This window comes from Aliikangiella litoralis, assembly GCF_052495765.1.
The window spans coordinates 4,799,716-4,810,426 of the sequence record NZ_CP199292.1 but is presented as its reverse complement, the minus strand read 5'-3'; the positions used below and the strand labels follow the sequence as shown (position 1 = coordinate 4,810,426).

The following is a 10,711-nucleotide window of genomic DNA, read 5'->3' as shown; positions in this document are numbered from 1 at the left end:
AATTGCCCTCGATTTATCTCGATATGAAATTTGGAGTAATGAATGAAGAGTCGAATTTGGGCAAGCTATTTAGCGCTACTTGTAATGGGACAAGTGCCTATATTGCAGGTTAAAGCGGAAGAAATAGCCAAAACAGGTGAAGAAAAAGAAGAGGATGAAGGTGTTCTGATAATTACAGGAAGCCGAGTTGAAGAAAGTATTGATGAAGTGCCAGCATCAATTTCTGTGATTAAACGTGAACAAATTCTCAGTCAAATTCGAGTGAGCTCTGAAGTGCAAAATATTTTGGCTAATACCGTTCCAGGTATGGCGCCTGGTTCTGGTTCATCAAGTAACTCAACAGTGACATTACGGGGGCGAAATGCATTAGTTATGATTGATGGCGTGCCTCAATCAACACCATTGCGTAATGGGGCGCTAGGCATGCGCACCATAGATCCTGAAGTATTAGAGCGGGTCGAAGTGGTGAAAGGAGCCACTTCGGTTTATGGCAATGGTGCTGCTGGCGGTATTATTAATTACCGAACCAAGTTACCTGAAAAGAATAAGCCATTAGAGGCTGAAGTCACGCTTTCTAGTAAGTTTAGTACTGACGATTTTGATGGTAGTGCGGGACTACGATTCAATTCTTTATTGAGTGGAACAAGTGATAAGTTTGATTTTGTTTTGAGTGCAACCAAAGAAGAATTAGGTCGGCAAAAAGATGCAAATGGTGAAATTCTTGGCACTAAATATGGTTTATCTGATTCAGAGTCGGAAAATTACTTTATAAAAAGCAGTTATTTTTTGGATGATGAGCGTTCTTTGCAATTGACTTATAACTATTATAGCGCACAACAAAATGCTGATTTAGTGGATGTTGTTAGTAGCATTAATAGCGATCAACCCACTTATGCCGTACCATTAGAAAACGGATTAAGTCATGTTGGAGCTGCGCAAGGACCTCGTGGAAATACTAACCTGATGGTTAAATATGAAGATACCGACATTTGGAATAACAGTAGTTTAACTGCTGATTGGTATCAACAAACGATTGAAAATGTTTTTTTCTATTCACCAACGTTATCTAACCCTGCGCAAGGTTATTCTGGCGGACAATCAATGATTAAATCTGAAAAGTCTGGTGTTAGGGTGCTTATAACGAGCGAACCTGATTGGGAAGATTTAGATACAACTTTTATTTATGGTATTGATGCATTGAACGATATTACCTCACAGCCTTTGTTAGATGGCAGAATGTGGGTGCCAGAAATGGATATGAATAATTTGGCAGGTTTTTTACAAACTAAATTTGTCTTTGATAATAACTGGATTATTAAAGCGGGTATCAGGCAAGAAAAAATTGATTTGAGTGTCGATGATTATGCAACACTTCGATTATGTCGTGATGCTAATACTTGTTCAGAACCTGTAAATGTTACTGGTGGGGAATTAAATTATCGCGCTACCACTTATAACTTAGGGCTTCGTTATAATTATGCGGAAAGTTTTAGTCCTTTTTTCAGTTATTCGCAAGGTGCTGATATCTCAGATTTAGGACGTTTATTGAGAACTGCGACGGTTGAAGATATTAACTTAATTCATACCGAAGCCTCAATTATTGATCACTATGAATTGGGTTTTACTAGCTATTTTTCTGACACAAGAGTAGAGTTTGCCGCTTACCGTAGTAACTCTGAGTTAGGCACAACAAATAAATATGATCCAGCCACAGGTATTTATTTACCGATTCGTGCGCCACAAAAAATATGGGGATATGAGTTGGCTGTAAATCATAGTTTATCTGATTCTTTAGCGCTTACCTCAAGCTACAGTTGGGTAGAAGGAAAAAATACGAGTAATGATGAATATTTGGGGGCTCGCCAAATATCACCACCAAAATTTACCACGCAACTAAACTGGCAAATTAATGATAAGAGTCATCTCGATCTCACTTATTTATTCATTAGTGATCGTAAACGTTTTGAAAAATCTAATGATGAATGGGTAGGCGATCAAGGACCTGTTTCTAGTTACTCAATTGTTAATTTGGGTGGACATATTCAGTTTTCAAAAATTAAACTTTTTGCCGGAATTGAAAATTTATTCAATAAAGATTATTACCCGGCTAAATCACAGTCATACGCTTATGCAGGGTACAACGTGAAAGGTTTAGGACGAACAATGAATCTTGGTGTTCAGTATCTGTTTTAGTTTGTGGGGGGGATAAGCAATGGCGTTATCACCCTCCTTTTTAATTTCAGGCGACTAGTTTGAAAACAATTATCAAAAAACTTCATTTAATTATTGCTGTCTTTGCTTCAGTGTTTATTATTAACCTTTCACTAAGCGGCGCTATTTTGGTATTTGCAAAGGATATTCAATACTGGTTTAATCCTCAGTTTTGGTTAATTGATACAGAACAAGCCTTTGATAAAAAACACCTCTCTCTCAATAGATTATTGACTCATGTAGAAGCCAGTACTGATGAAAAAGTTGTGAGAGTTGATTTTCCTAAACAAAAAAATGTAGCCTGGCAATTTCAATTAGCGAATAGAGAAACTATTAGCATCAACCCTTTCTCTGGCAAGATATTATTGCGTTATCGTTTTGATGAAACTTTTTATGGTTTTGTACATCTTTGGCACAGATGGCTACTCTATAGCAATAAAAAAGGAGAGCACCCTTTAAGAGATTATGTCTCTGTTGCAACTGTAGCATTAATGATTAATTTAATACTAGGTATTTGGTTATGGTGCCAACTTAAAAAGAAATGGAAACATCTTCAACCCAAACATGGCGGTAACAAATTTTTGACCCGGTTTAGCTATCATAATTTAATTGGTGTTGTTGTTTTTATACCACTGTTATTAGTCGCTTTTAGTGGTCTTACTTTTCATTGGAAATGGCCTAAGTCTGTCGTAGAGTTATTAACCTTTTCAGAAGTTTTAACTGGCGGTAATGCAGTAAGAAGTGGAGAACCCGCTAATCAGGCTATCGATTTTCAAGCAGCAATGGAAAAAGCCCAGGCGGTGTTGCCAGGAGCAATTATCTATCGTGTATCTTTACCCAATAAAAATGGTCATTTAATTACATTTCGTGTGAAAACTGATTCTGAATTTCATGCTTATAGTAAAATATGGATTGAACCTTATTCGTTAGAGGTTGTTAAAGTTTTTGAAGCCGCTAAAACAACAGCAGCTACCAAGATATGGAACTTTCGATATAGTTTTCATATTGGTGATTTTTTTCATGTTAGCGTTAAGTTTTTGTGGGTGGTAATTGCGTTAACTCCGCTTGTTTTTATTTATACCGGGTTTAGTATGTATTTTATTCGGATGAGAAAAAAGCAGGTTGTTAAACAAAAACGTCAAGCTGACTTTGTAGCGGTTTAAATGAAATGACCTATAGAGATTGTATTGAACGCTTTGTTTTGTACTAATAAAATAAAGTTGCTGGCTATTTATTTCTAATTTAAAAAACAATAATTAATTAAAATAACAGTTAAATACACTCGCTTGAATAATCTTAGGGAATATGTTCTTATTGATTTTCCTTTAATTTTTTAGGGGTAGCTTTTAGTGTTTACCTCTGATGACTCATTCGGGTATGAAAATGTATCTGTTTACCGATAGCTTATTTCGCAGTGTTTTAATTGTTGTTTTATTAATAGTTAGTTTATTTCCTAATGGCAGTATTGCTGAACAATTAGTATTAGAAAGCCAGAGTACAGATAATGTCAATAGGCTACAAGCTACCCAACATCTTGATAGTATTGTCCTTGGTGGTGGATGTTTTTGGGGGGCTGAAAAAATGTATGCAGCATTAACTGGAGTGGTTGATTCTGTTACAGGGTTTGCTGGAGGTACTCCTGTTGATATCAGTCAATATCCTCAAGATAATTACAGTGATGCTCTGATAGCCGCTAATCATGCAGAAGTGGTGAAAGTCACTTTTAACCGAGAAAAAATATCATTGGCAGAAATTTTAAAAGTGTTTTTTGAATCTCATGATCCAACACAATTAAATCGTCAAGGTGCAGATGTGGGGGCTTCTTATCGTTCAATTATATTGTTTAATTCGACGTCTCAAAAAGTGCTTGCTGAAAAATTGATGAAAGTATTTCAGCTCAAGTTGACTCAAGCTAAATATGGAAAAATAGTTACTCAAATTCAACCATTGAAAGAGTTTTACTTAGCTGAGGAAAGACATCAAGATTATCTTGTTAAAAATCCTACTGGTTATTGTCCTGATCATAGAACAGGCGTTGTTTTTGACACTAATGATAAAGTTAAGTCTTTTGTGGATAATAGTGAGTTGGTAAAAGGAAAAAGCATTTTGGTTATTGAAGCTGAATTTTGTCCTTTTTGTGAAAAATTTAAAAAAGAAGTGGGTGAGCAGTACCAGCATAAAATACCTCTTTTTTATCGCCAAGCTTCCCAACTAGCCGGTTTAAGCATTCAATCGCCAACTTGGGCAACGCCAACATTTATTTTTTTGAAAGAAGGAAAAGAAGTGTTTTCTTTAAAAGGGTATTATGACAAAGCCTATTTTTATCAAGCACTTAAGAAATTTGATAAACTTTAGCAATTAATGAGAAGCCTATAAGCTTCTCTCTGTCTTGGTTAGTCTAGTAACACGTTAGTATTTAATCAAAATTTAGCCCCTATCAAATATTTTTAGCATGGTTGGTTGTTTTTTATGCAAACTAAAACTATTTGTTTGTATAATATTAAGCCAAAAATTACTTCATCTATTTGTTTTAATCGCATTATCTTGTAGCCTATAGGAATATAATTGATGTATATGCGTTGTTTCCCGAACATTGATAAAAATTTAATAAGTTGTATAAGTTAGGAGAGTTATGAGTCAATCTGCAAAGGTCTTTATTCTAAGTTGTTTAGTTTGTATTTCTTTGTCACGTTCACTTTCGGCGGAAGTGGAATTTAAATTTGAGGTATTAAACAGCCCGCCAGGAACTCCGAATGGTTCTAGTGCTGTTTTAGTTAACAAAGATGGTAGTGCTTTGGTTTTTAAGGGAACAAAGCCGAGTAATAAGAAGGATGAAAAGATCCCTCTGGTATATCATTGGAATGCAAAAAATGGATATTCTCACTTAGGGTTATTTGAACGACGCAATGTTTTGGTTCCTATGGATATTTCTGATGTGGGAGATGTTGTTGTTGGCCATAATGGCGGTAACAGTTTTATCTGGACACATCAAAATAAAATGCAGACTGTACCAAAATTAAAGTCTAACTTTATTTCGACGGTTATTGCGATTTCTGGTGACGGTCAAACACTGGTCGGTTACGCGGGTTGGCAATCAAATGTACATGCTTTTCGCTGGAAACGAAACGGTCAGATTGAGGATATTGGCAAAGGTGTAAATCATGTAGAGTGGCGAAATGCAACTCGTGTTTCACGAAATGGTCGTGTTGTGATAGGTAGTACTCAAGATAATGTTTTTGTGTGGCGTGAGGGACAAGGAACAGAAAATTTACAATCTCCTAAAGGTTGTTCTTTTATACCAGAAGCTGTATCTGCCGATGGATATCACATTGCTGGCCGATGTAGTTTAGATAGCCCTTTGGTATGGAGCCAGGGAGGAGGGTTTAAAGCATTGCCTATTCCTGATGGTGCGAGTAGTGCGATTGTGCATAATATGGCTAGTTTGACAAAACGCTATATAGGCTCGGCGCGATATAGTGGCAATGACTATAAAAGTATCAGTAAACCAATTGTCTGGATCAATAATAAAATTTATTTTATTGACAATGTAATTAAGAAACTTCAGCCATCACTTAATTATAAAAAATTATGGGTTCATGATATTTCGGCTGATGGAACTGTTATTGTTGGCGGGTATCAAAAACACCGACCATATTCCTATCCGTGGAAGCTAACAATCAAAGAAACTTATTAAGGGAGAAGTGGTTGTGGAACATGTTGCTTTCTTTATTATTGCCGGACTTGTTTTTTTTGCACTGCTTCAATATAGCCGAAAATTAGAAAAAGATCGTAGCAATAATATTTCTAAAATTGCTTCTTCTATGGGGTTTAAATTTGAAGCAAAGCCAGAAAAAGGTTATCACACTCAGTATTCACACTTTCAGCTTTTCTCTGAGGGACACACTAAAAAAGTAAAAAACTTAATGTTTCGTCGTTCACAAAATAGTCAAAAAACTATCTTTGGTTATCAATATACAACTAGTAGTGGTAAAAATAGTACAATTCATCGATATACAGTTGTGAGTATTAAAGATCCTGAATACGTTTTTCCTGACTTCGATTTACGCCCTGAACATATTTTTCATAAAATTGGGAAAGTATTTGGTTACCAAGATATTAATTTTGACACTCATGTAGGATTTTCTAAAAAATATTTACTACAGGGAAGCAATGAAGTGGCAATCAGAAAACTATTTAATCCAGAGTTGCTTAATTATCTTGAAGCGGCTGAAAAAATATGTGTTGAAGCAAGAGATAAACAGATCATTTTTTATCGACCATATAAGCGTTTAGCTCCTGAAGAAATTGACCCTTTTTATCAACAAGCAAAAAAGTGTTATCAAGTATTATGCCAAGCAATTAATCGGCAGTAGGAATAAGTCTTGATAATTCAAATGTGATATCAAAACTGCTAGAAAGAGAAATCAAGTAATATTGAGCGGTTTTTCTTTAATGGTTGTTTTGATGGAATATCAGTGATTTTTTACGCTCGGTTTATAAGAGGAGATAAGGCTGCTTCTGTAATGAAAACAAACCATTTATTAAGTTTTTAGAAGAGCTGTTATAAGATCGTAATTCTGTCTATTTCAATATCAAGTTCTCTGGTCATATCCGACCAGAGTTAACAAGTTCCCAAATTAATCCTGCAAAACCAGCCGTAAAGCCAATAATTGAACCCCACAAACCACATAGCTTTTGAATTTTATATTGACGGATAGCTTTGGCGTCGGGATTTTTTATTTGCATGAAGTTTTTTGTCGCTATTTCATTCATATGCGTGGATTGTCGCACAACGCCTAATACCATTAATGAGTAGAGTAAGCATGGCCAAAACCAGCCTGAGGTTAGTTTAAAGCTGAGTAAAAATAGTATGCCTATTACTAAAAAGCATAAGGCGGTTTGATTTCTATACTTAATTATTTGTTGTTTAGAGTCTTTGTCGGGGGTCTTTTTATAAGCTTGGTTAGCACCATAAAAGATAGCTGCAATACCGCTAGCTATGCCCAGTACTGCTCCGCCGAGTAAGCCAAGTAGTTTACCTATAAAACCGGGTTTTGAACTCGCTATTGAAGTTGAAATAGTCGCAGCGGCGACAGGGCTCGTATGACTTAATGCGTTCAGTATTATTGCGCTAAAACCAATCCCAGGTGAACTGCTGAGTATGAGTTTTCCATAGCGCGAAAGTAAAGATTGTTTTAACGACTTTTTAACTCGGTGTAGTTTCTGTCTTACATTATCTGAAGAAAGTCCTAACAGTTCTGCGACCTGTTTTGCCGATTGCTCTTCCCGGTAATAAAGTAAAACTATTTCTCTACTTTCTTCGGGAAGATTACTAATAAACTCATCCAATATTAAGCTCTGTTGTTGGCGTTCTATAATATTTTCATGAGAGTCAGAAGGATCGCAAAACTCTGCGAGTAAACTTTCCGCTTGTTCTCCTCTTACTACATGCTGTGTTTTGCTATCTCTTAAAAAATTGTATGCGGTGTATCTTGTCATTTGGCGAAGCCATGGTAAAAAACTATTCGAATTTTTAAGTTGGTTAATATTTTTCCAACAAGCGATAAATACTTGTTGTGCTACTTCCTCGCTGTTATCTAAGTCTCGTACGATAGCTAAAGCGATTGAAGAAACTGTTTGTCGAGTTTGTTCTACCAAACGAGTAAATGCTTGAACATCACCCCTTTGCGCCAATGTCACATCTCCACATATTAATTGTTCTAAAGTTCGTGACTGGTTCATTGGTGTGCCTTTGGGGTCGATGTTGTTAAAAAAGAGGTTATTTGTGTCAATAACCATTGTGGTTCATCTAGCATAACAAAGTGTCTTGACTGGTTATTCATAATTAAGTTGGCTGTTGTGGATTTTGCTATTTGTTGTTGGTATAGTTTTTTTGCACGCTCTTTCTGAGCTATAGTATTAAAAGCACCCGCTGCACCAATTAACAAAATCCTACTCTTTATTTTAGCAATAGTTGTCCGTAAATCAGTATTCATTAATGTGTAAATCGCATTTCCTACAAATACAGGATCAGATTGAGCTGCCATATTAACGATTTTAAGTTGTTCTTTTTTCTCCGTTGCCTGGCGTTGTATACTGAATTGAGTTTGTTGCGCAAGTTGCTGTTGTGTCAAATGATGATACATTTGCTGAATTTGTTTTGCCTGAATCGACAAATCAGAAACAGTTGTCTGATTTGATTGGGTGAAAACAGGCCCAATAAATGGAAGACCATCGATTGAGATAACATCACCAATCAAGTTGGGCGAATCACTGGCTAACCAGAAGGCCATAAAACCGCCTAAACTGTGACCAATTATCGCGGGATATTTTAGTTGTCGGTTTTGAATATAATTTAGTAGTTCTTCTTTTACTCGCTTTAATGATTGGTCTTTTATACCGCTTGTTGCGGCAAAGCCGGCAATGGATATTTGATGAACTTCATATTTGGTTGCCAGTTTATCAATGATTTTGTTCCATACTCTGCCATCAGACATGAGACCGGGTATTAAAATTACTGGTTGACCGTCACCTATTACGGTCACTTTAAATGATTTGGGTAAAGATTTTGCATTTACGTTTAATTGTGCTAATAGTAGCAAGAGTAGAGCTATTATTGGTGCAAATATTGAAGGATTAGTATGATTGTTCTTATTCTGCTTGTTTTGGGTATTTAATGTCATCTGTTTTCTCTTTAAGTTAATGAATGGTTATTAACTAAGTAACGATAGAGGAGCAAAGTGTGACAAAAATATTTATTACGACTGTAATAAATAATCGCTTACCTTTGAAACATATATTTGGGGGCTGAGCGTTACCATTTTAATGGTAAATAGTGAGTTATGAATATTCTGGTTCAGTTTATTTGAAGAGAAAGGCAGAGTAATCATCTTTATATTAAAATTGAGGTGCACCCTACTACAATAATGACTTGACGATAAAATGTCTAATAATGTTATTGAAATGTCGTTTTTAAGGAGGCGTTTTGATAGTCGTAATATCAACCTTTTCCCAACAACTGTACCATAATGTAGTCAGTTCTTGATTTAACAGGATAAGTATTAAGTTTTCTTATTTATTATTAACGATAAAAATACAAAAAGTCATTTTTTATGTGTCGCCTCAAGCAAATTTATGCTGCTCTATAATTTTATGGTAATTTCCTGTACCTTTAATAGTAGTAAGCGAGTTCAAATAAATTTTAGATTTAATTTTTCTTGGTGTTAATCAAAGTAGTCTGCTATCGCTTTAGTCGCTAGTGCGTTAAAAGACCAACGCTTCTCAAATAGTTTTTGACATTGTTGCTGTTGCTCTGCCAGATTTTTCTCCATTGTAAGGCATAAAGCCTTTGTTAGCTCGCTAGCTTGGCCTCTTTCCCATAATACGCCCACACTACCATCTTCTGTAAGTGCTTTAAAGCTTGGTATTTCTGTAATAACAGGTATAACTGCGCACGCTAATGCATCTAATACTGCTACTCCTGAGCCCTCGCGAGCACTCCCTTGTACGAAAATATCGGCCGCATTGTAATAGTCCGCGATAGTCTGGTATGGGACTTTTCCTATAATGGTAACAGCGTTTTTGAGTTTTTCTGAGTTTTTAATTTTTTCTTCGACTTGTTTTAATAGTGTTTTATCTTGAAATATCATCATTAGTTGCGCATTTGAGTGTTTGTATAAAAAAGATTCAAATGCATCCAATATAGTTAAAGGATCTTTATTTTCGGTAAGGTTTCCTGTCCATAAAAGCAAAGGTTCTCCTTTAATATTTAGTTTTCTTTTGGCGTCTTTTTTGTTCTTGGATTTGAGATTGGATGAGCACTCCATTAATTCTATAACTTTAGATTCTGTTATTGCTTTAGCATTTACCCAAGGTTTTGCATGAAATAATGTCGTGAAAAAAAAGCTTTTTACTCGTTTGAAAGCAACGCTATACAATAGAGAACCTACTCTTTTATTAGGGTATTCCGCATGATGCTGAATAATGCTATTTATGCTTGCATCCAAATTATATGTCAGGTGGAATATACAAGCTGGAAATATAAAGCCGTTAATATGCAAACAGATTTGATCATTGGCTGATGTTCTTATAGTTTTAATATGTGCTAATATTTTTTTATGGAAGCTAAAAGTACAGTGGTAAAAAGCTGGCTTTGGTGGAAGCAAGTCATGAATAAAAAAATACTGAATATTATCAATGAATATAGTTTTTGTTGTTTTAAAGCGTTGAAATACAGAAACTCTTATTCCTTTTTTACTGCATATACTTGCCCATTCAGATAGTGTAAAGTAACTTTTTAATAGCATATCTGGACTTTCAAGCTCATCTTGATATGCATAGTTAACAATGACTAAATGTTTTTCACCTGTGTCCAAGTTTTTCCTGTTAAGCTAAAGTGAGTCAATTAAGTCGCACACAGAGCGTGAATTAATTTTTTATCTAAGCTTAATCGGATAGATAAAAAAATGCAAATGTGATTAACTGTATATACAGGTTTAAT

At 35.3% G+C, this 10,711-nt stretch carries 8 protein-coding genes; 5 read left to right on the top strand and 3 right to left on the bottom strand.

Annotation, left to right across the window (positions count from 1 at the left end):
- The first annotated feature begins 42 nt into the window (after positions 1–42).
- From ACT5E3_RS19955 to ACT5E3_RS19935, 5 genes are all read left to right on the top strand, one after another.
- Positions 43–2,193, top strand: a complete 2,151-nt coding sequence (locus tag ACT5E3_RS19955; RefSeq protein WP_444995320.1) for a TonB-dependent receptor — start codon at positions 43–45, stop codon at positions 2,191–2,193.
- Positions 2,194–2,252: 59 nt separating this feature from the next.
- Entirely contained in the window at positions 2,253–3,374 is a 1,122-nt protein-coding gene (locus tag ACT5E3_RS19950) for a PepSY-associated TM helix domain-containing protein (protein WP_444995319.1), read from the top strand.
- A gap of 220 nt (positions 3,375–3,594) precedes the next feature.
- On the top strand, positions 3,595–4,566 hold the full coding sequence (gene msrA / locus ACT5E3_RS19945) for a peptide-methionine (S)-S-oxide reductase MsrA (protein ID WP_444995318.1): 972 nt from the start codon (positions 3,595–3,597) through the stop codon (positions 4,564–4,566).
- A gap of 277 nt (positions 4,567–4,843) precedes the next feature.
- Complete coding sequence (locus ACT5E3_RS19940) at positions 4,844–5,905, top strand: hypothetical protein (protein ID WP_444995317.1); 1,062 nt, start codon at positions 4,844–4,846, stop codon at positions 5,903–5,905.
- A gap of 13 nt (positions 5,906–5,918) precedes the next feature.
- Positions 5,919–6,584: a hypothetical protein gene (locus ACT5E3_RS19935; RefSeq protein ID WP_444995316.1), complete on the top strand. Its 666-nt coding sequence runs from the start codon at positions 5,919–5,921 to the stop codon at positions 6,582–6,584.
- Between the two features lie 232 nt (positions 6,585–6,816).
- Here the strand turns inward: ACT5E3_RS19935 and ACT5E3_RS19930 are convergent, their stop codons facing one another.
- From ACT5E3_RS19930 to ACT5E3_RS19920, 3 genes are all read right to left on the bottom strand, one after another.
- Positions 6,817–7,953, bottom strand: coding sequence for an RNA polymerase sigma factor (locus ACT5E3_RS19930; protein ID WP_444995315.1), 1,137 nt, complete (start codon positions 7,951–7,953; stop codon positions 6,817–6,819).
- On the bottom strand, positions 7,950–8,894 hold the full coding sequence (locus ACT5E3_RS19925; protein WP_444995314.1) for an alpha/beta fold hydrolase: 945 nt from the start codon (positions 8,892–8,894) through the stop codon (positions 7,950–7,952). The genes ACT5E3_RS19930 and ACT5E3_RS19925 overlap by 4 nt, the downstream gene beginning before the upstream one ends.
- A gap of 540 nt (positions 8,895–9,434) precedes the next feature.
- On the bottom strand, positions 9,435–10,586 hold the full coding sequence (locus ACT5E3_RS19920; RefSeq protein ID WP_444995313.1) for a glycosyltransferase family 4 protein: 1,152 nt from the start codon (positions 10,584–10,586) through the stop codon (positions 9,435–9,437).
- Positions 10,587–10,711 lie beyond the last annotated feature (125 nt).